Source organism: Spongiactinospora gelatinilytica (assembly GCF_003236385.1).
Taxonomy (GTDB): Bacteria; Actinomycetota; Actinomycetes; order Streptosporangiales; family Streptosporangiaceae; genus Spongiactinospora; species Spongiactinospora gelatinilytica.
Genome location: NZ_POUA01000030.1, coordinates 13,616 through 37,127, shown reverse-complemented (window position 1 = coordinate 37,127; position 23,512 = coordinate 13,616). Strand labels below are relative to the sequence as shown.

Below are 23,512 nucleotides of genomic sequence, written 5' to 3'. Positions count from 1 at the left end.
GCGAGGTACGCGGCGGCGTCGGCCCAGCGGCGGTCGCGGTCCGGGCTGAGGGCGCGCATCACGGCCTCATCGACCTCCTGCGGCACGCCGGGCCGGAGCGCGCTCGGCGGCACCCGCTCCTCCGGCCTGCCCGGCACCTGGCCCGTCAGCATGTGGTAGGTCAGCGCGCCCAGCCCGTGTACGTCCGCGCGGGCGTCCGGGGCGCCGTCGAAGTGGAGTTGTTCCGGGGCCATGTATCCGGGCGACCCGGCGGGCAGCGTGAGCCCGGTCAGGTGGTCGGTGGACCGGGCGATGCCGAGGTCGGCCACCATCACCCGCTCGCCGCCGTGCGCGCGCGAGCGGAACAGCACGTTGGAGGGCTTGAGGTCACGGTGGACCACGCCGATGCCGTGCAGCACCGCCACGCCCTGCGCGATCTCCCCGATGACCCGCAGCGCCTCCTCCACCGCGAGCGCCCCGCCGGACAGGCGCTCGTGCAGGGTGCCCCGGTCGGCGTAGGTCATCACGAAGTAGGGTCTGCCGTCGTCGAGTTCGCCGATGTCGAAGACCTGGACCAGCCAGTGGGAGTCGGCCCTGCGCAGCAGCCTGGCCTCTTGCAGGAACCGCTCGCGGACGTCGGACTGCCGCGCCCAGTTGTCGGCGAGTATCTTCACCGCGACGGGCGAGCGCAGCTCGTCGTCATGTGCCAGATGAACCGTGGCGAACCCGCCCACCCCGATGATCTGCTCGATCCGGTAGCGACCCGCGAAGGAAGGAGCGGTCATTCCCCTCATCATTGCCGATGATCAAGGATTCGTCCACGTGCCCTGGCATCTACCAGGTTCCCTCTTCGCCGCGACACCATGATGATCGCCCTGCGACCTTCCTCCTGAAACGAAGTAGGGTCCTCTACTGATGCGCAGCACGATCCTCATCCAGATGGCCGCCTCGCCGACCGCCGACCGGCCGTACTCCATGGAGCTCGCACCCGGCGAGCACGCGTTCTTCGGCCGCGGGACCCCCGGATCGCCCGTGGACATCATGCTGGACGACCCGGCGGTGTCCCGGCGGGCGGGTGAGATCACCGCGATCGCCGACTACTGGCTGCTGTCCAACCTCAACACGACCAAGACCTACGTGGTGGACAACCCGGAGGGCGGCGGTGAGTTCCTGAAGATCCCGCCCGGCCGGATCGGGGCGCCGATCCCGTTCGAGTTCTCCCGGGTCAGCCTGCCGGCCGTGGACGGGACGGTGTCCTTCCTGGTCTTCGCGCCGCAGCACGTACACGCGCCGCCGGGCAGGGCCGAGGGCGGGACCGCCACGCAGGTGGCGTACCCGCTGGACCAGAACGCCAAGTACTTCAGGATCCTGGTGGCCCTGTGCGAGCCGCGGCTGCGCGACCCGGCCAGCTCCCGCATCCCGACCATCCCGGAGATCATGGAGCGGCTGCCGGGGCTCGGGCTGAGCCGTACCGCGATCGGGTTTCACATCGGCTACCTGGCGGAGAAGAAGCTGCACGTCAAGGACCCGCACGGCGGGGAGGGCAAGGCCGACTGGCAGCGCCACGCGTTGGTCTCGCTGGCCATGAGGTTCGATCTGGTCACCAGCGCGCACCTGGCCCTGCTGCCGGTGCCCGGCCGCTGAGGAGCGGCCCCGGGATCACTCGGTGATCATGGCCGACAGGTGCGCGCTGATGTCGGCGAGCAGCGTGGCCGGCGCCACGGGGGCCGCGGCGACGGCGGAGAACAGCGAAGGAAGGCCCGCGAGCGGAAACCCGTCGTCGCGGGTCGCCGTGCTCCCGATCGGATTCTTGTCCAGCGCCGAACGGCTGCGCTCCCACGCCTCCAGCACCTCCTCGGCGGAGGGCACGCCGAATCCGTGGCCGACCGGGGCGGCGTGGCGCAGCCGTACCAGCGGCGTGTCGGCGAACGCCAGCGCGACCTTGGCCCGCGCCGCGAGGTCGGCCCGGTCGGGGGCCGCCACCCAGTCCATCGCCGCGCAGGGGGCGCGGCACCGCGCCACGCACGTGGCCAGCGCCCCGGCGACCTGGCTGTGCTGCCGGTCGAAGTAGGCCCGCCAGCCCTCGCCCGGCTCCGCCGCGACCCGCAGCGTGCGGTTGACCGCCGACTGCTCGGCCCTGGTGTGGTCGCACTCGCGGTCGCCGATGACGCCGAATCTGCTGCCCGGAGCCGCCAGCCCCGCGGGCCAGGCGGCCGGGTCGCCCGCATGGCCGAGCGCCGGCTCGAACGCCAGCAACGGGAGGTACTCGGCCGCGATGTGCACCGCCGCCGTCATCGGGCTCAGCTCCCGCCGCCGCCAGCGGACCGCGATCACCTCGAGCAGCAGGCCGTACGCGGGGACCAGCGTGGCCAGCGCCCCGCGCGGCTGCTCGCGCGGCGTCTGCGGCATGTGGCAGTTCCGGGCCCGTCTGCGCAGTTCCGCGGGCACGGCCCGCGCCTCCGCGGCGAAGTCCTCCGCGTCCAGGGACAGCAGCCGTTGCCCGAACTCGCACACGTCGGCGACCCGTTCGCCCTCCCGCTCGCCGAGGACGCGCGGCGCGAGCGCCCCGAGATCGGCGTAGGCGTGCCGCGCGGCGAGCTCGACCAGCAGGTCATGTGCGGTGTCCAGTGGCGGCGTCACGGGCAGGGCGCGCGGACGCACTGCTGTGGCGGCAGCTGCTCGTCCGGGGGCGGCTCCTCGGAGGTCGGCAGGGTGCTCGGCTGCGGCTCGGGGTCGCCGGTCGTGGGCGGCGGGTCGTCCGTCGGCTCGCCGGAGGGCTCGCCGGTCGGCTCCTGCGTGGGTTCGTCGGTCGGCTCCTGCGTGGGCTCCCCGGTGGGCTCTTCCTCGCCCGTAGGCTCGAAAGTCGGGGTCGGCGCGGGCCAGGTCTCCTTGACCTCCCTGGACCTGCGCTCGGCGGGCCTGCGCGGGTACTCGCTCGGCTCGTCCGCCTCGGTGGCGCTCGGCACGACCTCGCGCACCTGCGGCTCGCTCGGCCCCGTCGAGCCGGTGGACTGCTGCATCCAGACCACCGCGCCCAGCGTCAGCGTGGCGACCACGGCCAGGCCGGCGCTGGCCAACATGGCCATCGCGCGCGTGCGGCGGCGACCGCCCGCGGGGGCGGCCGCGGCGGCCGGGACCGTGGTCGGCTCACGCACGGCTCGGACGGGCTCGGGCGGCGGCTGTGCCGTAGGGTCGTCGGCCGCGCGGCGGGCGGCCTCGGCCATCGCCGCGGCCGAGGGCCAGCGGTCGGCGGGCTCCTTGCTGAGCGCGCGCGTCACCACCCGGCGCTGCGCGGCCGGGATCTCCTCGGGCAGCGCGGGCGGCTCGACGTTGAGGTGCTTGACCAGGATCTGGACCGGAGTCTCGCCCTCGAACGGCATGCGGCCGGTGAGGCACTGGTAGCCCACCACGCCCAGCGCGTAGATGTCGGCGGCCGGGGTGATCTCCCCGCCCGTGGCCTGCTCCGGCGCGCAGTAGCCGACCGAGCCCAGCACCATGCCGGTGCTGGTGAGCTGGCTGCCCGCCGCCGAGCGGGCGATCCCGAAGTCGGTGAGGGCCAGCCCCCCGTCCGCGCGGACCAGCAGGTTGCCCGGCTTGACGTCGCGGTGCACGATGCCCTGCCCGTGCGCGGCGGCGAGCGCGTCGCCCGCCTCGGCGATCACCCGCATCGCGGTGGCCGGCGGCAGCGCGCCGCGGCGCAGCACGCGGTCCAGCGACTCGCCGTCCACGTGCTCCATCACCAGGTAGCTGACCTGGCTGCCGTCGGGCAGACCGCAGGAGCCGTAGTCGTAGACGTCGACCACGCCGGGGTGGTGCAGGGTGGCCATCGCCCTGGCCTCGGCCAGGAACCGGGCCTCGAAGCCGGGGTCCTCCATCAGCGCGGGCAGCAGGACCTTGACGGCCACCGTACGGCCGAGCAGCTGGTCGGTCGCCCGCCACACCTCGCCCATGCCGCCGCCGCCGATGCGGTGTTCGAGCCGGTACCGCTCCTCGAGCAGAGTCCCCGGTCCAAGCACGGCCAACCCCCGGAAGTGAGTGCCCCCAAAAAGGATCCTGTCAGTGAAGAATCCCGACAAACGTCAAGCCAAGAGGTTATCAGCAGCTCGTCGATCATCGTCGACGATCGGCCCACCGACGTGGGCCGATCGCCGGGAATCCGGCGGGGACGGCGGTGGCCGCGCGGAAATCCGCCGGATGGGTGTGCGAGGGTCAGGCCACGGTGGCCGCCGCGGCGTCCTTGGCTCGGGCCCGCAGCGCGCGGCTGATCCCGTCGGCCCCTTCGAGGAGCAGGCGGCGCAGCGCGTGTGGCGGGTCGTTGGACGCGATGTACTCGTTGGTCCGCTCCACCGTGCTCTGCTCGATGAGCAGCGCCGGGAAGCAGCCGACCACGAAGTTCTGGGCCATGTCGGAGGTCCAGCTCTTCCAGATGCGGCCGACCTCGGAGAGGTAGCGCTCGGTGTACGGGACCAGCAGCGCCGTGTGGTGCGGGTCCATGAAGCCGACGATCGTCGAGCGCAGCAGGGCGCCGCTCAGCTCGCCTGCGACGATGCGGTCCCAGCAGGCGGCCTTGGCCTCCGCGGTGGGGATCGCGGCCCGGCACAGCGCGGCCGAGCGCTCGCCGGTGGCGGTGGCGTCGCGGCGGAGTTCGGCCTCGATCTCGGCCTCGCCGAGCACGCCGCCGGAGACCAGCGCGTGGATGAGCGTCCAGCGCAGGTCGGTGTCGACGGTCAGGCCGGCGGGCACCGAGCGGCCCTCAAGGATGTCGCGCAGGTACTCCAGCTCGCCGTCGGAGGTCGCCACCGCGGCGAACGCGTTGACGTAGGCGAGCTGGTGGTCCGAGCCGGGCTCGGCGGAGCCGATCAGGCCGCGCAGCCGCGAGGCCAGCTCGTCCAGGCCGGTGACCCGCCAGGCCGGGTCGGCGTACTGCTGCACCGTCAGCCGTGCCTGGCGCAGCACGCTCTGCGCGACCGTGATGTCCTTGATCGAGGTGACGCCCGAGCAGACCAGCTTGACGTAGTCGCGGGCCGCCAGCTCGGCGTCGCGGGTCATGTCCCAGGCCGCCGACCAGCAAAGGGCGCGCGGCAGCGAGTCGGCGAAGAAGGAGATGCCGCCCTCGACCAGCGTGCGCAGCGACCCCTCGTCCAGGCGGATCTTGGCGTAGGTCAGGTCGTCGTCGTTCAGCAGCACCAGGTCGGGCCGGGCCACGCCGTCCAGCTCGGGTACGGCGGTGCGGGCGCCCACCACGTCCAGCTCGACCCGCTTGGTCCGCCGCAGCACGCCGTTGTCCAGCGAGTAGAGGCCGATCGCGACGCGGTGCGAGCGCAGCGTCGGATGCTCCGGCGGAGCCTCCTGAAGCACCTCGAACCGGGTGAACCTGCCCTCGTCGTCGGTGGTGAAGTCGGGACGCAGCGTGTTGACCCACGAGGTCTCCAGCCACTCCTTCGACCACGAGGTCAGGTCGCGGCCGGAGGTGCGCTCCAGCGCCGACAGCAGGTCCGACAGGGTGGTGTTGCCCCACGCGTGCTCGTTGAAGTAGTCGCGCACCCCGGCCAGGAAGTTGTCCAGGCCGACGTAGGCGACGAGCTGCTTGAGCACCGACGCGCCCTTGGCGTAGGTGATGCCGTCGAAGTTGACCTCGACCGCCTGCATGTCCACGATGTCGGCGGCGATCGGGTGGGTGGAGGGAAGCTGGTCCTGGCGGTAGGCCCAGGACTTCTCCACGTTGGCGAAGGTCGTCCACGCGCCCTGGCCCCACCGGGTGGCCTCCGCCTGGCACAGCACCGACATGTAGGTGGCGAACGACTCGTTCAGCCACAGGTCGTCCCACCAGCGCATGGTGACCAGGTCGCCGAACCACATGTGCGCCATCTCGTGCAGGATCGTCTCCGCGCGGCGCTCGACCGTCGCGTCGGTGACCCGCGATCGGAAGACGTAGTCCTCCAGGAAGGTCACGCAGCCCGCGTTCTCCATCGCGCCCGCGTTGAACTCGGGCACGAAGAGCTGGTCGTACTTCCCGAACGGATAGCGGATGCCGAAGACCCGGTGGAAGAAGTCGAAGCCCTGCTTGGTGACCTCGAACAGGTTGTCCGGGTCGAGATGCTCGGCGATCGAGGACCGGCAGTAGATCCCCAGCGGGATGCCATCATGCTCGTCGGTGACTTTGTGGTATGGCCCGGCCACCAGCGCGGTGATGTAGGTGGAGATGACCGGGGTGGGCGGGAAGTGCCAGCGCCTGGACGCCCGCAGGATGCCGTGCCTGCCGCGGTGTTCGGGCAGCTCCTCGGGCTCCTCGGCGGCGGCGTTGGACACGACCTCCCAGTCGCCGGGCGCGAGCACGGTCAGCTCGAAGGTGGCCTTCAGGTCGGGCTGGTCGAAACAGGCGTACATCCGGTGGGCGTCGGCCGTCTCGAACTGCGTGTGCAGATAGACCTTCTCGTCCACCGGGTCGACGAACCGGTGCAGACCCTCGCCGGTGCGCATGTAGGCGCAGTCGGCGTCGATCACCAGCTCGTTGTCCGCGGCCAGACCCGCCAGCGGGAAACGGCCGCGCTCGGCGTCGTAGGCCGACACGTCGAGGTCGGCGCCGTTGAGCACGACCCGCCGTACGTGGGCGCCCGCCAGGTCGATGAAGGTCTCGCCACCGGGCCGCGCCGCGGCGAACCTCACCGTGGTGACGCTCTCGAACCGTTCCTCGCCCTCCGTGAGGTCCAGCTCGACCGTGTAGGAATGGACCTTCAGCAGCCGGGCGCGCTCCCTGGCCTCGTCACGGGTGAGATTGCCTGCCACATGCACTCCTCTTTACACGCCTTGACGCAGCGTCATCACACGGTACTCGCCCGCCCTACTGCGGACGGATGTTCTGAATCCTGCCACGACGGTGGAGGAATGTCGCACCAGGAAGATCGGGTCATGTCAGGTTGACATGGCCCGTCGCGATAGGGGAAGGCCGCCCCTGACTGAGCGTGTTCCCGGCCTTCTGTCCACAAGCCGCCGATCCGCTCGCGAATCGGCACGGCTCGCGCCAGGATGGGGCCATGCGCCACCTGTACGTGAACGGAACCTGGACGCCCTCGGCCTCGGCCGAGGGCATCGACGTCGTCAACCCGGCCACCGAAGAGGTGATCGACCGGGTGCCCGCGGGATCGCCCGACGACGTGGGGGTGGCGGTCGCCGCGGCGCGCGAGGCGTTCGGGGCCTGGTCGGTCACTCCGGCGGCCGAGCGCGGCAAGCTCCTGGCCACGGCCGCGGAGCTGGTGAAGGAGCGGGCCGAGCGGATCGCCCGGATCATCGCCACCGATATGGGCGCGCCGTACGGCATCGCGCTGAAGGTGCACACGCTGATGCCCGCCGGAGTGCTCGCCTCCTTCGCCCGGCTCGCCGAGACCTACGACTTCGACGGCGAGCGGGTCGGCAACTCCCGGGTGCTCAAGGAGCCCGCCGGCGTCGTCGGCGCGATCACGCCCTGGAACTACCCGCTGCACCAGGTCGTGTGCAAGGTCGCCCCCGCCCTCGCCGCGGGGTGCCCGGTGGTGCTGAAGCCGAGCGAGGTCGCCCCGCTGGCGGCGTACGCGCTGGCCGAGATCTTCGACGAGGTGGGGCTGCCGCCCGGGGTGTTCAACATGGTCGCCGGCCTGGGGCCGGTGGTGGGAGAGGCGATCGCCGCCCACCCGGAGATCGACATGGTGTCCTTCACCGGCTCCACGCGCGCCGGGCGCAGGGTCGCCGCGCTGGCGGCCGAGACCGTCAAGCGGGTGGCCCTGGAGCTGGGCGGCAAGTCGGCCTGCGTGATCCTTCCGGACGCCGACCTGGGCACGGCGGTCAAGGCGGCCGTGGCGGGGGCGTACATCAACTCCGGGCAGACCTGCTCGGCGCTGACCCGCGTGATCGTCCATCGTGACCAGTACGACGAGGTCGTCGGCCTGGCGGTGGAGGCGGCGGCCCGGTACACGGTGGGCGACCCCTTCGCGGAGGGCACCAGGCTCGGCCCGCTGGCCTCGGCCGCGCAGCGCGAGCGGGTGGTCCACTACATCAACCGCGGCCAGGAGGAGGGCGCGCGGCTGGTGGCGGGCGGCACCGAACGGCCCCTCGACGTGGGCTACTACGTCTCGCCGACGGTCTTCGCCGGGGTCGCCCCCGGGATGACCATCGAGCAGGAGGAGATCTTCGGCCCGGTCGTGTCGATCATCCCCTACCTCCGGGAGGACGAGGCGGTGGAGATCGCCAACGGCACGCCTTACGGGCTGTCCGGCGCGGTCTGGGCGGGCTCCGAGGAGCGCGCGGTGGCGGTCGCGCGCCGGCTGCGCACCGGGCAGGTCGCGATCAACGGCGGCAAATTCAACCCGATGGCGCCGTTCGGCGGGTACAAGCACTCCGGGGTCGGGCGCGAGCTGGGCACCTACGGCCTGGAGGAGTATCTGGAGATCAAGGCGCTGCATCTCTGACCCGGCGGGGCATTGCCCGCGCGCCCCGGGTGGGAGAGCCTGGCGGTGCGGCCCTCGCGCGGCGGCGGCCGGTCGAGCCGGTTGAGGAGGTGCCGATTTGCGCCGGGTGAGCGCCTTCGACGTTGTGGTGATGGCGTGCGGGCTGCTGCTGATCGTGCTGGCCGCGCAGAATCTCGGGGCCGCGCTGACCGCCGCCAGGGGCGACGGCACGCCCGGCACGTTCACCGCCGCCAGGGTGGAGTGCGTCCTGCACCCGGGGCACGAGCAGTGCACGTGGGTGGGGGAGTTCCGGTCCGATGACGGCGCGGTCCGCCGCGACGGCGTCGGGTTCTACGGCAGCGACCGCGCCATGTTCACCCCTGGGCGGCACTCGCGCGCGTTCGACACCGGGCGGCCCGGCCACGTCTACGGGCCGGGCGGGTCCAACGAGTGGATCGTGGTCGCGCTGCTGATGGCGGCCGGGGCCGGGCTGATGGCCTGGCCGCTGAGGCGCCGGCGCGCCCGGCAGTCGCAGGAGAGCTGAGGCCCCGCCTGCCGCTCAGCCCGCCTGGAGCAGCACCCGGCGCGCGGCGTCCTTGGGCAGCCGGTCCACGTAGAGCATGCCGTCGAGGTGGTCGGTCTCGTGCTGGAAGCAGCGGGCCAGCGGCCCCCTGGCGCGCAGGCCGAGCGGGCGGCCCAGCCGGTCCGCCCCGGTGATGCTGACACCGGAGGCCCGGGAGGTCGGCGCGTACAGCGGGGTTCGGGTGGCGCGGTCGGGCACCGACAGGCAGCCCTCCTCGTCCACCATGGGCTCGGGGTCGTCCACGGTCAGCTCGGGATTGATGACGTGCCCCTTGCGGCCCGCGATGTCGTAGACGAACAGCCGCCGCGACACCCCGATCTGCGGCCCGGCCAGGCCGACGCCGTCCACCGCGTACATCGCGGCGAACATCTCGTCGATGAGCCGGCGCAGATCGCGGTCGAACACGGTCACCGGTTCGGCGGGCGTGCGCAGGACCGGGTCGCCGATCAGCCGGATGTCACGCATCAGTGCTCCTGTAAGGGACGGAAGGGGTAGTCGTCTCTTACTCTACCGGGATCGCCGTCCGCCGCGGCCGGTGAACCTGCCAGACTGGGGCGGTGCGTGTCTACATCGCTGCCGACCATGCCGGCCATGACCTGAAGAACCATCTGTCCTCCTGGCTGAAGGAGCACGGTCACGAGGTGATCGACTGCGGGCCGTTCGTCTACGACGCCGAGGACGACTACCCGACCTTCGTGCTGCGCGCGGCCGAGGGGGTGGCGGGCGACCCCGGCAGCCTGGGCGTCGTGATCGGCGGCTCGGGCAACGGCGAGCAGATCGCCGCCAACAAGGTGCGCGGCATCCGGGCGGCGCTGGCCTGGAGCGAGGACACCGCGCGGCTCGCCCGCCAGCACAACGACGCCAACATCGTCAGCCTCGGCGCGCGCATGCACACCCAGGAGGAGGCGACCAGGTTCGTCGAGGTCTTCCTGGCCACCGTCTTCTCCGGTGAGCCCCGGCACAGCAGGCGCATCGCCCAGATCGACGCCTACGAGACGATCGGCCAGCTTCCCTCACTGCCCTCCTGAGCCTCGCCGGCGCGCGTTTCGCTACTGGTCTCGCCGCCGGTCCCGTTGCTCGTCCCGGCCGCGGCGCGCCTCGCGCCGCGGCATTTCATCGCGCAGCGGACGCCGGTCGGCCCCCTCCTGCTGCTCCTTGGACGGGCGCGACACATCGCGCGCCCGCATCGCCGTGATCGCGGTTATCTGCAGGCTTTGCAACGCCATACCCGAACCCTAGAACACCGGGGCGCGGGACGGGCGGGATCGCCGTCGTGGGCGGACGCGGCGCGTGGTGAAACGGCTGCTTCTGATCTTCTATCAGCCGGTTCGCGCCCCTTCGGTGATCAAGGTCTTGGTCAAGTGGGCTGCCCAACTGGGCCGTTGCCCGATACAGTCGAGCGCATCATGAGTTCCCGACCGGCGCCGCTGATCCCTCCGCGGCTCCGTGCGGTCCTGGTCCGTGTGCCGTTTCTGGTACGCATCGTGCGTTTCGCACGGCGCGGCCCGTTGGCTCGCGATCGCAACCTGCTCATCACCTTGTGCGCGGTCGCGCTGGTGATCGGCGGGCTGGCCGCCCGGGTGTCCACGGAGTGGTTCTCCCCATCGCTGCTCATCCTGGTGACGCTGATCGGCGGCCTGCAGTTACGCCTGCGCAGCCTCGCCGTGCTGATCCTCGCGGTGGTGGTGGCGCTGGGCTTCGTCGCGGTGGTCCACGGGCAGCGGCACGTGGGTCCGGGCCTGCTGGTCACGATGGGTTTCACCAGCGTGCTCGCGGCGATGATGTCGCGGACCCGCGGCAAGCTCGGCGTTCAGGGCCTGCGCGGCGACGCCATGCTGCTGGAGCTTCGCGACCGGCTCAAGAGCCAGAGCGAGCTGCCCGCGCTGCCCCGCGACTGGGGCGCCAAGGTGGTGCTCAAGCAGGCGGGCGGGTCGTCGTTCGGCGGTGACTTCGTGGTGTCCATGCGCGAGGCCGACCGGCTGGAGCTGGCCCTGGTGGACGTCTCCGGCAAGGGCGTGGACGCGGGCACCCGGGCGCTGCTGCTGTCCGGCGCGTTCGGCGGCCTGCTCGGCTCGGTGCCCGACTTCCTGCCGGCATGCAACACCTACCTGCACCGCCAGCGCGAGGGTGAGGGTTTCGTCACCGCCGTCCACCTCAGCCTGGACCTGTCCAGCGGCGCGTACGTGATCACCTCGGCCGGGCACCCGCCCGTCGTGAAGTTCGAGGCGGGCAGCGGGGCCTGGAAGGTTGCCAGTGCCAAGGGCGTGGTCCTCGGTGTGGTGCCCGACCTGCACTGCGAGGCCGACAGCGGGGTACTGCGCAAGGGCGACGCGCTGCTGCTCTACACCGACGGGCTGATCGAGCAGCCGGGCAGGGACATCGACGCCGGGCTCGACCGGCTGCTGGGCGAGGCCGAACGGCTGCTCGCCTCCGGCTACCGGGAGGGCGCGCGGACCCTGGTCAACGCGATGTCCTCGGGGCACAACGACGACTGCGCGCTGGTGCTCATCTGGCGTCCGTGAGGCTTGTGCACCGAACGGGCTGGCTAGGGCGCTATTCGGTTAGCCTAAGAGGCGCGTCCTGTTCTGCTCCACTTCGCTTACGGCACCGGGGGTTTCATGGAGCTCTGGCTGAGCATCGCCGGATTCCTCATCTTCCTCGTCGGACTGATGATCTCCATCGGCCTGCACGAGATCGGCCACCTGGTGCCGGCCAAGCGCTTCGGCGTGCGGGTCCCGCAGTACATGATCGGCTTCGGGCCGACCCTGTGGTCCCGGCGTAAGGGCGAGACGGAGTACGGCGTCAAGTGGATCCCGATGGGCGGCTACATCCGCATGATCGGGATGCTGCCGCCCCGGCCGTCCGACGACCCGCGCAAGCTGCGCGAGACCTCCACCGGCATGTTCCAGGGCCTGGTGGACAACGCCAGGGACGCGGCGCTGGAGGAGGTCCGCCCCGGCGACGAGCAGCGCGTGTTCTACCGCAAGCCGTGGTGGCAGAAGGTCATCATCATGGCCGGCGGCCCGGCGATGAACTTCGTGCTGGCCTTCGTGCTGTTCGCGGTGCTCCTGATGGGCTTCGGGGTGCGGGTCAGTCAGCCCGTGGTCGACGTCGTCACGGAGTGCGCGAAGTCCGAGGCCGCGTACCTGCAGAATCCGAAGTGCGGCCCGGGCGACAAGCCGAGTCCCGCGGCGGCGGCCAAGCTGCGGCCGGGCGACCGGATCGTCTCAGTGGACGGCAAGCCGGTCGCCACCTGGGACGCCGCCTCGCGCGCGATCCGCTCCTCCGGCGGCGGACCGGCCCTGATCGGCATCGAGCGGGCGGGTCGCCCGCTCACCGTGACCGCGAACCTCATCCCCCAGGACCGCGAGAGCCTGGACGAACGCGGAAAGATCGACAAGGGTGTCGGCTTCCTCGGCGTCAGCCCGGTCGTCACGATGGAACGCCAGAGCATCGGCGCGGTCGGCGTCTACATGGGGGAGCTGACCGCGGCCACGGCGGGGGCGTTGCTCCGGCTGCCGGAGAAGATGGTCGGCGTGTGGGAGGCCGCGTTCTCCGGCGAGAAGCGCGACCCCAACGGCCCGATCGGCATCGTCGGGGCGGGCCGCATCGGCGGCGAGATCGCCGCCTCCGAGGCACCGGTGCGCGACAAGATCGCGTTCTTCGTCCAGTTGCTGGCCGGGTTCAACCTGGCGATCGGCGTGTTCAACCTGCTCCCGCTGCTGCCGATGGACGGCGGGCACGTCGCGGGCGCGCTGTGGGAGGGCCTGAAGCGCGGGTTCGCCCGGCTCACCCGGCGGCCCGCCCCTGGCTACGTGGACATCGCCAAGCTGCTGCCGCTAACGTACGGCGTGGCGGCGGTGATGGTCGTGATGGCGGTCCTGCTGGTGTACGCCGACGTGGTGAACCCGGTCCGGCTGTCGGGATGAGCTTATATGTAGGCTACACACAAATGATGGTAGTCTGACAGCGTGGAAGCACAGCGGACCGCGCCTGGTGTCGCGATCGACGTCGCCCTGTTCCGGCTGCGCCGGATGTGGGCCAGGCCGCTTCGCGCGCGCAAGGCCGGCGACCCGGCCCGTCCCATCCAGATGTCCAATGTGATGGTCGTCGGCGCGGTCTCCCGGCTCGGGCAGGAGTCCGCCGAGGTTACCGTGGGCAACGTCGCCGAGCACATGGACGTCGACCCCTCCACCGCCAGCCGGCTCGTCAACGACGCCATCGCGGCGGGCTTCGTGGAGCGCGAGCCGTCCCAGATCGACGCCAGGAGGGTCAGGCTGGTGCCGAGCGCGGCGGGGCGGCGCGTGCTCGACGCCGTCACCCGCCACCGCCGGGCCTACCTCGACAGCCTCATGGCCGACTGGAGCGAGGAGGACCGCGCGGCCTTCGCGCGACTGATCACCCGCTTCGCGGAGGCGGCCGGAGCGCGCCCCGCCGACCCGGCCCGCCTCGACCGCGTGATCGCCGAGGCCCTGGCCGGCTGACACCTAGTGCATCGAGATGTGCACGTGGTCGAAGTGGTTCTGGGTGATGCTGCCGCGGTTCGACATCCCGCGCCAGCCCGACCCGCCGATCGTGTAGATGCGCTGCTTCCAGATGACGTACTTCACGCCGATCTTGCCGCCGTTCTTGATGGCCCACAGCGCGATCGCGTCGCCGAGCGACTGCCGGGCGGCGGAAGGCATGGTCCCGCCCGTGCTGAGCATGAAGTCACACGCCCGGCCCAGCGGGTGCTCCCCGCCGCCACCTGACCGGTAGCACCCGATCGTGGAGGTCAGCTCGAAGCGCTCCTTGATCTCATCGCGCATCACACGGGTGCGGGGGGTGATGTTCTCCGCGCCGGTCGGCAACTGGGGGGCCCAGGTTCCGTCGCCGCGCCTGCCCACGCCGGTCGGGATGAGCTTGTCGAGCCGCTTCTCGATCTCGTCGATCAGGTCCTCGGCCTCCTTGCGCCGCCTTTCGACGTCGTCGGCCTGCTCGGCGATGCGGGCGGTCAGCGCCGTCGCCTCCTGCGCGGCCTTCTTCCGCTCGTCTCGCGCGGTGCCGAAGTCCTTCAGGTAGGCGGCTTCCTCGGCGGCCATCTGGGTCAGGACGGCCGCGCCGCCCATCCCCTGACCGAACATCAGCGTGGGCAGGCTGGTGTCGCTGCCCTGGTAGCGCATCCCGGCGATGTCGCCGATCCGGTCGGCGGCGCCGGCGAAGGCCGACTCGGCCGAGGCCAGCCGCGTCTTGGCGTTCTTCTCGGCCTTCCTGGCGCCGGCGAGTTCGACGCGCTTGGCGTTGTACTGCTCGATCAGCCCGTCCACCTTCTTGCCGAGCTTCTTGAGCTGCGCTTTCAGCTCCGCCTTGCTCGGCTTGGGGGCCGCGGCCGCGGCGCCCGCGGGAAGTAGGGCGAAGCTCCCGGCGGTGGCCAGCGCGCAGGCCGCGGCGACGGCGCGGGCGCGCCAGGGACGGGACGCGGGGATCGACGTGCGGAACAACGTGGGGGACGATGCCGCCACGCACACTCCTCTCCTGTACGCCTACCGGGTTAGCTGACGGGTTCGGGCAGGAGGGTGCCCTACCACGGACGGGGGGCCGCCGTGGATTCACCCCAGGTGCTTCTGGGTCCCCGGTTCCCGGGCGAGGCGCCCGGGATTAGGCGGTCGGCCGTTGCGGCCGCTGCGTGTGGATAGTAGTGGTAAACGCATGGCAATGCGACATCAAACCGGAATGATCTGGTGATCAGGTTGTGACCATGGCACGCAACAGCCGGGCGGCTTCCTCGGGCGACACGTCATTGACGAACGCGCCCATCGCGGACTCCGACCCGGCCAGGTATTTCAGCTTGTTGGACGCTCTGCGGATGCTGAACAGTTCCATGTGGAGGTGGGAAAGTTCCCGCCCGGTGGCGACCGGCGCCTGGTGCCAGGCCGCGACGTACGGCATGGCCATCCCGAACAACCCGTCCAGCGCGCGCAGCACGCCGGTGTAGAGCGGACCGAACGCCGCCCGCTCCGCCGCGTCCAGCCCGCGAAGGTCGGGCACCCGGCGGTGCGGGTAGAAGTGCACCTCGTACGGCCAGCGCGCGGCGGCCGGTACGAACGCCGTCCAGAGGTCGTTCGCCGCGACCACGCGCACCCCCGCCTCCCGCTCGGCGGCCAGCACGTCGGCGAACAGATTGCGTCCGGTGCGCTCGGCGTGCCGGGCGGCCACCTCCAAGGTCCGGCGGGTCCGCGGCGTGACATAGGGATAGGCGTAGATCTGCCCGTGCGGGTGGCCGAGCGTGATGCCGATCTCCGGCCCGCGGTTTTCGAAGACGAAGACCTGCTCGACGCCGGGCAGCGCGGACAGCTCCGCCGTACGGTCGGCCCAGGCCGCCATGACCAGCTCGACCTGGCCGGGGGTGAGGTCGGCGAAGGACGCGCCGTGGTCGTCGGTGAAGCACACCACCTCACAGCGCCCGGTCCCCGGCCGCGCCTCGCTCAGCCCGCCCACCACCGGGTGCCCGCCGGGCTGGTCGGAGAAGGACGGGAAGCGGTTTTCGAACACCACCACGTCGTAGGAGGCGGCCGGGATCTCGGTGAGCCTGCCCGGCTGGGACGGGCACAGCGGGCACTCGCCCGCCGGAGGCAGGAACGTACGGCCCTGCCGGTGGCCCGCGATGGCGATCCACTCGTCGGTGAGCGGGTCGCGGCGCAGCTCGGAGGCGGGCGGCCGGGGCGGCAGGTCGCGTTTGTCCGGCGCGGCGCGGTCGGCGTCCTCGCGCCGGTCGAAGTAGATGAGCTGGCGGCCGTCGGCCAGCTCGGTGACGGTGCGCTTCACAAGCTCTCCCTCGTGTCCGCGGGCTCCCGGGCCGCGATGACCAGCTCTCCGGCGGCGGCCGCCAGCTCGTCTCTGGCATGGGCGGGCAGGCCCTCGTCGGTGATGACCACGTGGGCCTCGGCCAGCTCGGCGATGGTGCTGATGCCCACCAGCCCCCACTTGGTGTGGTCGGCCGGAACCACCAGCCGCCGGGCGCAGGCGACCAGCTCCCGGTCGGTCTCGGCCTCCAGCAGGTTGGGCGTGGTGAAACCGGCCCGCGCGCTCATCCCGTGGACGCCGAGGAACAGCGTGTCCACGTGCAGCCGGCGGATCGTGGCCACCGCCACCGGGCCGACCAGCGCGTCGGAGGGGGTGCGGACCCCGCCGGTGAGCACCACCGTGCGATCGGCGCGCGGCACCCGGTGGAACACGTCGGCGACCCTGATCGAGTTGGTGATCACGGTCAGCTCGGGGACCTCGACCAGGTGACGGGCGAGGGTCCATATGGTGGTGCCGGCCGACAGCGCGATGGCGGTGCCGGGGCGTACCAGCCGGGCCGCGGTACGGGCGATGGCGTCCTTCTCCGGTTGCTGGCGGGCGGACTTGGCGGTGAACCCGGGCTCCTCGGTGGAGCCGGGGCCGGTCGTGGTGGCCCCGCCGTGCACCTTGTCGACGAGCCCGCGCTCGGCGAGGACCTCAAGGTCGCGGCGGATCGTCATGTCGGAGACGCCGAGCTCGCGCACCAGGTCGGCGACGCGGACGCCGCCGGTGGCACGGACCCGCTCAAGGATCGCCTGACGGCGCTGCTGGGCCAGCATCCCACCCCTTCCAACAGATTCCACCAAATTATGATATGGGCCCTGCACCACTCTTGTTGGTTTGTGCGCGGACCCGACGGAAACGGCCGGCTCGGGAAGGCTTGCCGGACGGCCTGAGCGGGCAAGGGGGGAAGTATCCGCAACCGGAGGAAAGGGCGGTGTCGCAACGATGGCACGACGCGCGCGCAAGAGCCGGGCCCGGAAGAAGAAGAAGGCCAACCACGGCAGGCGGCCCACGGCCCGCTGACCCGGCGCCACCCCGCCGCCGTGCCGGCGGGGCGGCGGGGCGGCTCAGCCCGACGTGGCGGTGTCCGGGCGGGGGCCCGCGGGCACCGGCACGGCCCGTACCGCGGCCTCGCCTGCGGGGGGCGGGTCCCCGTACGGCCGGCGCGGGACAGCAGCGCGACCAGCAGTCCCGCCACGGCCGCCGCCGCGGCCAGCAGCATCGCCGCGCGCAGCCCGACCGACGTGGGCAGCGGCCCGGCCGGAGTGGCGACCGCCATCTGTGCGAGCAGCGCGCTGATCACCGCGCTGGAGGTGGCCGTGCCCACCGCGCGCTCTGCAAAAGGGGGGATTCCAGGTCAGAGGGACAGTTCGGCGAGCGCGCCCATGATCCCGCGGTGGAAGGTGGGGAAGGCGTAGATCATCTCGTTCAGCCTGGCCACCGGGATGCGGGCGTGTACGGCGAGGGTCAGCATGCCCAGCGGCTCGCCGCCCCCCGGCCCGGCCGAGGTCGCGCCCACCAGCACGCCATCGGCGGCGACCAGCTTGAAGAAGCCCTCCGCGCGGTGGATCCAGCCCCGGCTGCCCAGGTCTCCCGTCGCGGTGCGCACGTCGAGGCCCTGCCTGCGGGCCTGCGCCTCGGTGAGGCCGACCGAGCCGATCTCCGGATCGGTGAAGGTGACCCTGGGCACCGCGTGGTACTCGGCCTCGTGGACGGGCTCCCCGAGGATGTCCTTGACCACGATGTCGGCCTGGTACATCGACATGTGCGTGAACGCCCCGCGCCCGGTCACGTCACCGAGCGCCCAGAGCTTGCCGCCCGCGCGCATCCGCCCGTCGGTGGCGATCGTCCGCGCCGACTCGTCCAGCCCGGCCGCGCCCACGCCCAGCGCGGCGAGGTCGCTGTGCCGCCCGGTCGCCACCAGCAGCCGCTCGCCCTCGGCGGTGGAGCCGTCGTTCAGATGGAGGGTGAACCGCTCACCGTCATGGGCGGCCCTCGTGGCCCGCACGCCGGTGCGCAGGCCGATGCCGTCGGCCCGGAAGGCGCCGGCCACCAGCTCGCTCGTCTCCGGCTCCTCGGCCGGCAGGATGCGGTCGGCCGACTCGACCATGGTCACCGACGCGCCGAACCTGGCGAACGCCTGCGCCAGCTCCGCCCCGATCGTCCCGGCGCCGAGCACCGCCAGCGAGCCGGGCACCTCCTCGGTCTCAAGGGCCTCGCGGTTCGTCCAGTACGGCGTGCCCGCCAGTCCCTCGATCGGCGGGATGGTCGGCTGGGACCCGATCGCCAGCACGATCCCCCGGGTCGCCCGCAGCACCCGGACCCCGTCGCCCGCCGAGCGCACGGTGATCTCGTCCGGCCCGGTGACATGGCCCCACCCACGGACGAAGTGCCCGCCCTTGGCGGTGAGGCGCTCGACGGCGGCCCGGTCGTCCCAGTTGTCGGTGGCCTCGTCGCGGATGCGCCGGGCGACCGGCGACCAGTCCGGCGAAACGGTCGAATCGCCCGCCATCCCCGGCACGCGCCGGGTCTCGGCGATCAGCTCCGCCGCCCGGACCGTCATCTTCGACGGGATGCATCCCCAGTACGGGCACTCGCCGCCGAACAGCCGGCCCTCCACGGCGGCGACGTGCAGGCCCGCTTCGGCGAGACGCCCCGCGACGTCCTCGCCGCCGGGGCCGCCGCCCACCACGATCACGTCGAACGCGTCCGGCTTGGCACGCTCCGCCATACCTCGAAGCCTAACGTTTTATGACAAATGGTTTGGTCAGGGCAATCTCACCTCACACCAGACGATCTTCCCGGTACTGGTCGGGCGGCTGCCCCAGCGGTAGGAGAAGCGGTTGATCAGATTGAGCCCGCGCCCGGCCTCGTCGTCCAGGTCGGGCCGCCACATCGCGGGCGGCTGCGGCGAGCGGTCGGCCACCTCGCACAGCAGTGTCGAGCCGCGCAGCAGGCGCAGCTCGATCGGGCCGGTGCCGTGGTTGACGGCGTTGGCCACCAGCTCGCTCACCACCAGCTCGGTCGTGTCCAGCACCCCGGTCTGCCCCCACGAACGCAGCGTGGTGCGGACGAGCCGCCGGGCCTCGCCCGCCGAACGGGCCTCGAACGGCAGCGCCCAGCTCGCGAACTCGGCGGGGGACAGGTCGCGCACCCGGGCCAGCAGCAACGCGATGTCGTCGCGTTCGTGCGGCGGTCGCTGGGTGGCGATCGTCGCGTCGCAGAGGTCCTCGAGGTCCTGGTAGCTGCATTCGAGCACGCGCCGGAGGTCTCTGATGCCGGAGTCGAGGTCGCGGTCCCTGCTCTCCACCAGGCCGTCGGTGTAGAAGGTGAGCACGCTGCCGGTCGGCAGCGTCAGCTCGCGCATCTCGAAGGCCTGGCCGCCGATGCCCAGCGGCAGGCCGGGGGGTAACTCGATCAGCTCCGTGCCGCCGTCCGGGCCGAGCAGGATCGGCGGCACGTGACCGGCCCGGCCGATCGCGCAGGTGTGGGTGATCGGGTCGTAGGTGGCGTAGACGCAAGTGGCGATCTGGGTGGCGTCGAGGTCCTGGGTCATCCGGTTGAGGCGGAACAGCACTTCCTTGGGGGTGAGGTCCAGGCCGGCCAGGGTGCGCGCGGCCGTACGGAGCTGTCCCATGGTCGCGGCGGCGCGGGTGCCGTGCCCCATCACGTCGCCCACCACCAGCGCGACCCTGTGGCCGGGCAGCGGGATCACGTCGTACCAGTCGCCGCCGACGCCGGTCAGGTCGCTGGCCGGCAGGTAGCGGGAGGCGATCTCCAGGCCGGGCGGCGCGGGCAGGTCGGCGGGCAGCAGGCTGCTCTGCAGGGTCAGCGCGGTGCGCCGCTCCCGGTCGTACAGGCGGGCGTTGTCCAGGCACAGCGCGGTACGACCGGCCAGCTCCTCGGCCAGCGCCACGTCCTTCTCGTGGAATGCCGGGCTGTCCGGCATCCTGGTGAACACCACGAACCCCAGCACCCGGCCCCTGGCCGACAGCGGGACGATGAGGATCGAGGCGTCCTCCAGGAGCGAGATCTTCACATCCCGCTTCCAGCTGAGCGCGATCTCCCGGGCCGTGCCCACGTCCATCCGGGGGTAGAGGATCGTCTGGGCGGTGGCGATGCACCGCGTGTACGGCGACCACGCCGGATAGGTGGTGACCTCGTCCAGCGGGAACGCCGGCCGGTAGCCGGCCGCCCTGCCGGTCGCGCCCACCGCGATCCTGCGCACGGTCGCCGTGCCGTCCGCCGTCCGCCCCGGGTACTCCCCCTCCGACACCACCCGGTCGTGCACCGCGACCCCGGCCACGTCGGCGAACCGCGGCACGGCCACCTCCATCAGCTCGCGGGCGGTCTGCCGCAGGTCCAGGGTGCTGCCGATGCGCCGGCTCGCCTCGTTGAGCAGGGAGAGCTGCTCCTCGACGGTCGCGGGGCTGCTCAGCCGCCGCTGCTCGGGGGAGCCGGGGTCGACCACGAAGTCGGCGGTCATCCGGCGTTGCCCCGGTCCGGTGCGGGCCGCGGGGCGGACCACAGACTGATGTCGGATGTCCCGCTGGAGCGTGCGCCGGCCCCCACGGCCTTCCGCTCGACGGTCGGCGCGCGGCCCGCCGCGGCCGGGCGTGCCGCGCACAGGGACCCACTCTGCCCGCCACCCATCACGAAGCCGTCGAATTCGGTCACAATTTTCTCCTGACTCGCAAACCTGACCATTCGTATGGTCAGTTGACTGAGGTTCCGGCCGGCAGGAGGCGTGCAGGCGGCCCTGACTCCTCACCTCGAAGTCTAGTAACGATGGATCTTCTCAAAGCGCCAAAATCGAGGCTATTTCTAGAAAAAGCTATAACGATAGAGCAGTGTCATGAACGCCGTTCGGTTTCCGCCCGCTGTGGGCACCGCATCAGGCACCACACGTGATGGGACAAGTGCCACGGACCTCGTCGGGAGCAGCAGGTATTCCGGGGCGAGATCACCGGGAAATTCGCGGCCCGCGCGGCGCTCGCAGATGTCGGCGACGCCCTCGCGGGCCCGCGCCAACAGATCCGGACGGTCCGCAGGTTCTTCGGACTTTGCGGACTCTTCGGTCGGTTGTTGCCGGTCAAGAAGGCGCCCGAAGTGCAGATTGCGGGCATTCTTCGCGACATAGCGCGCAACGATCTCGCGGATGGCACGTCCACCGCCGCGGACGTGCCACCAGTGGGAATGGATGCGTTCTGCGGCCGGAGGGTCAGCGGACCGGAAGTGCGGCCAGCGCCGCGTCGATCCGCTCCTGCGGAAGGGTGAAGTCCCGCATCTCGCCCGACAGGTATCTGTCGTAGGCGGCGAGATCGAAGTGCCCGTGGCCGCATAGCGCGGTGAGGATCACCTTCGGCTCCCCGGTCTCCTTGCAGCGCAGCGCCTCGGCGATGGTCTCGGCCACGGCGTGCGCGGGCTCGGGCGCCGGCACGATCCCCTCGGCGCGGGCGAACCGTACGCCCGCCTCGAAGCACTCCGTCTGGCTCCTGGCCACCGCGCCGAACATCCCCAGCTCGTACAGATGCGACAGCAACGGGGACATGCCGTGGTAGCGCAGCCCGCCCGCGTGGATCGGATCGGGCACGAAGCCGTGCCCCAGCGTGTGCATCTTCAGCAACGGCGTGAGCCCGGCGGTGTCGCCGAAGTCGTAGGCGTAGGCGCCCCGGGTGAAGGACGGGCACGCGGCGGGCTCCACCGCCCGGATCTCCGGGGCGATCCGCCCGGCCAGCTTCTCCCGCAGGAACGGGAAGGCCAGCCCGGCGAAGTTGGAGCCCCCGCCGGTGCACCCCACGATCAGATCCGGCGTCTCGCCGAACGCGGCGAGCTGCTCCAGCGCCTCCTCGCCGATCACCGTCTGGTGCATCAGGACGTGGTTGAGCACCGAGCCCAGCGCGTAACGGGTGTCGTCCGCGCCGGCGGCGACCTCCACCGCCTCGCTGATCGCGATGCCCAGGCTGCCGGGGCTCTCCGGGTCATCGGCCAGGATCGCCTCGCCCGCGCGGGTCAGCGGCGACGGGCTGGCGTGCACGGTCGCGCCGTACACGCCCATCAGCGACCTGCGGTGCGGCTTTTGGTCATGGGAGGCGCGGACCATCCAGATCTCGCAGTCCAGGCCGTACTGCGCGCAGGCGAACGCCAGCGCCGTCCCCCACTGACCGGCCCCGGTCTCCGTCGTCAGCCGCCTGATCCCCTCCCGCGCGTTGTAGTGGGCCTGCGGCACGGCGGTGTTGGCCTTGTGCGAGCCGGACGGGGAACCGCCCTCGTACTTGTAGTAGATGCGCGCCGGGGTGCCCAGCGCGCGCTCCAGCCGCCTGGCCCTGATCAGCGGCGTCGGCCGCCAGAGCCGGTAGACGTCCAGCACGTCGTCCGGGATCGGCACGAACCGCTCCGCTCCGGCCTCCTGCGCGATCAGCTCCATCGGGAACAGCGGCGCCAGGTCGTCCGGGCCGACCGGCCGCCGCGTGCCCGGATGTAGCGGCGGGGGCGGCGGGGCCGGGAGGTCGGCCACGATGTTGTACCAGGTGCGGGGGATGCGGGACTCGTCGAGCAGGACTCGGGTGGCCTCGTGCGCCATGCGGGTCTCCATGAGCTGAGCGGAGTGACCCCACCACCTTCCCCCGCCGTACGGCCGCAAGGAAGCCTGGAGCCTCAGCCCTTGCGTTCTCGCGCCACCCGCGCGCGCACCTCCGGGACGACCTCCTCGGCGAACCGCCGCAACTGCGTCTCCTGGTCGCCCTCGGCCCACAGGACGAAGGAGTCCATCCCGTACGCGACGGCCACGTCGGTCAGCTCCTCGGCCCACTGCTCGGCCGGGCCGTTCAAGAACCCTCCGGACGGCCCGTCGGTGATCGTGCCGTTGATGTTGTAGATCCGCCTGATCGCGCCCGGCTCCCGGCCCGCCGCGGCGGCGGCCTCGTCGATGCGCGCGTTCAGCTCCGGCAGCTTGTCCGGCGGCGCGTAGGGCGAGGAGGGCAGCCAGCCGTCCGCCCGCGCGCCGGTGAGCGCGAGCGCCTTGGGCCCGTACACACCGAGCCAGATCCCGATCGGGTGCGCGGGCACCGGCCCTGAGCGGGCCCCCGCGACCCGGTAGTGCTCACCCTCGAAGCGCACCGAGCGCTCCCCGGACCACAGGCCCCTGATGATCGTGATCGCCTCGTCCAGCGCCGCCCTGGCCTTGCCCGTGGTGCGGCGCGGCCCGCCGTACGCCTCGATCGCGTCCCAGAACGAACCGGCGCCCAGCCCCAGCTCCACCCGCCCGCCACTGAGCACGTCCAGGCTCGCCGCGGCCTTGGCCAGCACGGCCGGCGGACGCAGCGGCAGGCTCGCCACGTCGGGGAACACCTTGATCCGCTCGGTCACCGCCGCCACCATGCTGAGCAGCGTCCAGGTCTCGACGTACGACCGCTGGTAGGGGTGGTCCTGCACACCGATCAGATCGAGCCCGAGCCGATCGGCCAGCCGCGCGCGTACGAGCAGCGGATCGCCCACGTTCGGAATGAGAAAGTAGCCGAATTCCAGCGGTAGCCCGTAATCGCCCATCACGTCCTCCTGATGCCCAGCGGTCCCGCACCGCAAGTGCGGTATGTGCGGCAACCCGACCGGCAGTGAGGTTGTTCCCGGACCTGAACATGCCCGTTCACCTGCGCGAACAGACCGGAATGCAAGTGGGCGAGCCGGGGCTCGATGGGCCCCGGGG

At 71.9% G+C, this 23,512-nt stretch carries 21 protein-coding genes and 1 riboswitch; of the genes, 8 read left to right on the top strand and 13 right to left on the bottom strand.

Annotation, left to right across the window (positions count from 1 at the left end; translation table 11 throughout):
• The coding region (locus tag C1I98_RS06495) for a serine/threonine-protein kinase (RefSeq protein ID WP_146607311.1) at positions 1–764 on the bottom strand (764 nt) is incomplete at its 3' end.
• 130 nt (positions 765–894) lie between these two features.
• Between C1I98_RS06495 and C1I98_RS06490 the strand changes: the two genes are divergently transcribed.
• Entirely contained in the window at positions 895–1,623 is a 729-nt protein-coding gene (locus C1I98_RS06490) for an FHA domain-containing protein (RefSeq protein ID WP_199536758.1), read from the top strand.
• A gap of 15 nt (positions 1,624–1,638) precedes the next feature.
• Here C1I98_RS06490 and C1I98_RS06485 read toward each other — a convergent pair whose 3' ends face one another.
• From C1I98_RS06485 to pepN, 3 genes are all read right to left on the bottom strand, one after another.
• A complete protein-coding gene (locus C1I98_RS06485; protein ID WP_233507272.1) occupies positions 1,639–2,619 on the bottom strand; it encodes a hypothetical protein in 981 nt (326 codons plus the stop codon).
• Entirely contained in the window at positions 2,616–3,995 is a 1,380-nt protein-coding gene (locus C1I98_RS06480; protein WP_111166160.1) for a serine/threonine-protein kinase, read from the bottom strand. The genes C1I98_RS06485 and C1I98_RS06480 overlap by 4 nt, the downstream gene beginning before the upstream one ends.
• A gap of 193 nt (positions 3,996–4,188) precedes the next feature.
• Positions 4,189–6,765, bottom strand: coding sequence for an aminopeptidase N (gene pepN, locus C1I98_RS06475; RefSeq protein ID WP_111166156.1), 2,577 nt, complete (start codon positions 6,763–6,765; stop codon positions 4,189–4,191).
• A gap of 248 nt (positions 6,766–7,013) precedes the next feature.
• Here pepN and C1I98_RS06470 point away from each other — a divergent pair, with 248 nt between their 5' ends.
• Both C1I98_RS06470 and C1I98_RS06465 read left to right on the top strand, forming a co-directional pair.
• A complete protein-coding gene (locus C1I98_RS06470) occupies positions 7,014–8,420 on the top strand; it encodes an aldehyde dehydrogenase family protein (RefSeq protein ID WP_111166155.1) in 1,407 nt (468 codons plus the stop codon).
• A gap of 97 nt (positions 8,421–8,517) precedes the next feature.
• Entirely contained in the window at positions 8,518–8,943 is a 426-nt protein-coding gene (locus C1I98_RS06465) for a hypothetical protein (protein WP_233507268.1), read from the top strand.
• Positions 8,944–8,958: 15 nt separating this feature from the next.
• Here the strand turns inward: C1I98_RS06465 and def are convergent, their stop codons facing one another.
• Positions 8,959–9,447, bottom strand: coding sequence for a peptide deformylase (gene def, locus C1I98_RS06460; protein ID WP_111166153.1), 489 nt, complete (start codon positions 9,445–9,447; stop codon positions 8,959–8,961).
• Positions 9,448–9,539: 92 nt separating this feature from the next.
• Between def and C1I98_RS06455 the strand changes: the two genes are divergently transcribed.
• A complete protein-coding gene (locus C1I98_RS06455; RefSeq protein ID WP_111166152.1) occupies positions 9,540–10,010 on the top strand; it encodes a ribose-5-phosphate isomerase in 471 nt (156 codons plus the stop codon).
• A gap of 21 nt (positions 10,011–10,031) precedes the next feature.
• On the opposite strand, the gene C1I98_RS41225 is transcribed toward C1I98_RS06455, so the two are convergent.
• Entirely contained in the window at positions 10,032–10,208 is a 177-nt protein-coding gene (locus tag C1I98_RS41225) for a hypothetical protein (protein ID WP_158557938.1), read from the bottom strand.
• Between the two features lie 180 nt (positions 10,209–10,388).
• On the opposite strand from C1I98_RS41225, the gene C1I98_RS06450 reads away from it, so the two are divergent.
• The 3 genes from C1I98_RS06450 to C1I98_RS06440 all read left to right on the top strand — a co-directional run bounded on the left by C1I98_RS06450 (position 10,389) and on the right by C1I98_RS06440 (position 13,466).
• Positions 10,389–11,504, top strand: a complete 1,116-nt coding sequence (locus tag C1I98_RS06450; RefSeq protein ID WP_111166159.1) for a PP2C family protein-serine/threonine phosphatase — start codon at positions 10,389–10,391, stop codon at positions 11,502–11,504.
• Positions 11,505–11,600: 96 nt separating this feature from the next.
• A complete protein-coding gene (locus C1I98_RS06445; protein WP_111166151.1) occupies positions 11,601–12,911 on the top strand; it encodes a M50 family metallopeptidase in 1,311 nt (436 codons plus the stop codon).
• A 42-nt stretch (positions 12,912–12,953) separates the two neighbouring features.
• A complete protein-coding gene (locus C1I98_RS06440; RefSeq protein WP_111166150.1) occupies positions 12,954–13,466 on the top strand; it encodes a MarR family winged helix-turn-helix transcriptional regulator in 513 nt (170 codons plus the stop codon).
• Positions 13,467–13,469: 3 nt separating this feature from the next.
• Here the strand turns inward: C1I98_RS06440 and C1I98_RS06435 are convergent, their stop codons facing one another.
• The 3 genes from C1I98_RS06435 to C1I98_RS06425 all read right to left on the bottom strand — a co-directional run bounded on the left by C1I98_RS06435 (position 13,470) and on the right by C1I98_RS06425 (position 16,583).
• Positions 13,470–14,483: a coiled-coil domain-containing protein gene (locus tag C1I98_RS06435; protein ID WP_233507265.1), complete on the bottom strand. Its 1,014-nt coding sequence runs from the start codon at positions 14,481–14,483 to the stop codon at positions 13,470–13,472.
• A 3-nt stretch (positions 14,484–14,486) separates the two neighbouring features.
• A riboswitch (cyclic di-AMP (ydaO/yuaA leader) is annotated at positions 14,487–14,636 on the bottom strand.
• A gap of 70 nt (positions 14,637–14,706) precedes the next feature.
• The gene (gene galT / locus C1I98_RS06430) at positions 14,707–15,786 is read right to left on the bottom strand and encodes a galactose-1-phosphate uridylyltransferase (RefSeq protein ID WP_111166149.1); all 1,080 of its coding nucleotides are present in this window, start codon (positions 15,784–15,786) and stop codon (positions 14,707–14,709) included.
• Complete coding sequence (locus C1I98_RS06425; RefSeq protein WP_111166148.1) at positions 15,783–16,583, bottom strand: DeoR/GlpR family DNA-binding transcription regulator; 801 nt, start codon at positions 16,581–16,583, stop codon at positions 15,783–15,785. Before C1I98_RS06425 ends, galT begins: the two co-directional genes overlap by 4 nt.
• Before the next feature lie 169 nt (positions 16,584–16,752).
• On the opposite strand from C1I98_RS06425, the gene C1I98_RS46315 reads away from it, so the two are divergent.
• Complete coding sequence (locus tag C1I98_RS46315) at positions 16,753–16,830, top strand: 50S ribosomal protein bL37 (RefSeq protein WP_438672070.1); 78 nt, start codon at positions 16,753–16,755, stop codon at positions 16,828–16,830.
• A 334-nt stretch (positions 16,831–17,164) separates the two neighbouring features.
• On the opposite strand, the gene C1I98_RS06415 is transcribed toward C1I98_RS46315, so the two are convergent.
• From C1I98_RS06415 to C1I98_RS06400, 4 genes are all read right to left on the bottom strand, one after another.
• Positions 17,165–18,538, bottom strand: coding sequence for a dihydrolipoyl dehydrogenase family protein (locus tag C1I98_RS06415; RefSeq protein ID WP_111166146.1), 1,374 nt, complete (start codon positions 18,536–18,538; stop codon positions 17,165–17,167).
• A gap of 36 nt (positions 18,539–18,574) precedes the next feature.
• A complete protein-coding gene (locus C1I98_RS06410) occupies positions 18,575–20,335 on the bottom strand; it encodes an ATP-binding SpoIIE family protein phosphatase (RefSeq protein ID WP_233507262.1) in 1,761 nt (586 codons plus the stop codon).
• A gap of 693 nt (positions 20,336–21,028) precedes the next feature.
• Entirely contained in the window at positions 21,029–22,402 is a 1,374-nt protein-coding gene (locus C1I98_RS06405) for a TrpB-like pyridoxal phosphate-dependent enzyme (RefSeq protein WP_233507248.1), read from the bottom strand.
• A 62-nt stretch (positions 22,403–22,464) separates the two neighbouring features.
• Positions 22,465–23,355, bottom strand: coding sequence for an LLM class flavin-dependent oxidoreductase (locus tag C1I98_RS06400; RefSeq protein ID WP_111166144.1), 891 nt, complete (start codon positions 23,353–23,355; stop codon positions 22,465–22,467).
• Positions 23,356–23,512: the final 157 nt, after the last annotated feature.

What these genes read in the sequence shown, in the direction of transcription:
- C1I98_RS06450 (WP_111166159.1), top strand. Translation starts at nt 10,389, where the DNA reads ATGAGTTCCCGACCGGCGCCGCTGATCCCTCCGCGGCTCCGTGCGGTC.
- C1I98_RS06400 (WP_111166144.1), bottom strand. Translation starts at nt 23,355, where the DNA reads ATGGGCGATTACGGGCTACCGCTGGAATTCGGCTACTTTCTCATTCCG.
- C1I98_RS06445 (WP_111166151.1), top strand. Translation starts at nt 11,601, where the DNA reads ATGGAGCTCTGGCTGAGCATCGCCGGATTCCTCATCTTCCTCGTCGGA.
- C1I98_RS41225 (WP_158557938.1), bottom strand. Translation starts at nt 10,208, where the DNA reads ATGGCGTTGCAAAGCCTGCAGATAACCGCGATCACGGCGATGCGGGCG.
- C1I98_RS06425 (WP_111166148.1), bottom strand. Translation starts at nt 16,583, where the DNA reads ATGCTGGCCCAGCAGCGCCGTCAGGCGATCCTTGAGCGGGTCCGTGCC.
- def (WP_111166153.1), bottom strand. Translation starts at nt 9,447, where the DNA reads ATGCGTGACATCCGGCTGATCGGCGACCCGGTCCTGCGCACGCCCGCC.
- C1I98_RS06415 (WP_111166146.1), bottom strand. Translation starts at nt 18,538, where the DNA reads ATGGCGGAGCGTGCCAAGCCGGACGCGTTCGACGTGATCGTGGTGGGC.
- C1I98_RS46315 (WP_438672070.1), top strand. Translation starts at nt 16,753, where the DNA reads ATGGCACGACGCGCGCGCAAGAGCCGGGCCCGGAAGAAGAAGAAGGCC.
- C1I98_RS06490 (WP_199536758.1), top strand. Translation starts at nt 895, where the DNA reads ATGCGCAGCACGATCCTCATCCAGATGGCCGCCTCGCCGACCGCCGAC.
- C1I98_RS06470 (WP_111166155.1), top strand. Translation starts at nt 7,014, where the DNA reads ATGCGCCACCTGTACGTGAACGGAACCTGGACGCCCTCGGCCTCGGCC.
- C1I98_RS06405 (WP_233507248.1), bottom strand. Translation starts at nt 22,402, where the DNA reads ATGGAGACCCGCATGGCGCACGAGGCCACCCGAGTCCTGCTCGACGAG.